We start from the raw sequence: 229 nt of genomic DNA on the forward strand, positions 1-229 counted from the left end.
ATGCTAGGCTTATGGGCTCTGATGGCTTTCACTGCCTTGCTTATGCTTGAGCTTCATCAACATGCGGAGAGTAGTGCTACACTTCATACTTTGGCGAAACAGATCCTAGGTCAAAAAGGCAAGTGGGTGGCAAGTTTTGCGATGTTGTTTCTTTTCTACTCATTATGTGCAGCGTATATCGCTGGCGGTGGTGCTCAGTTCGGAGACCGCCTTGCACAATGGTTTGACC

The 229-nt window shown here is 48.0% G+C and carries 1 protein-coding gene; it reads left to right on the top strand.

What is annotated here, in order from left to right; translation table 11 throughout:
• Nucleotides 1-21: 21 nt before the first annotated feature.
• Nucleotides 22-229 (top strand): aromatic amino acid transport family protein (locus O4H62_RS26420; RefSeq protein ID WP_269391866.1); only part of this gene is annotated, 208 nt, incomplete at its 3' end.

Origin of the sequence: Parahoeflea alexandrii (assembly GCF_027214025.1) — a bacterium.
GTDB classification, from domain to species: domain Bacteria; phylum Pseudomonadota; class Alphaproteobacteria; order Rhizobiales; family Rhizobiaceae; genus Hoeflea; species Hoeflea alexandrii_A.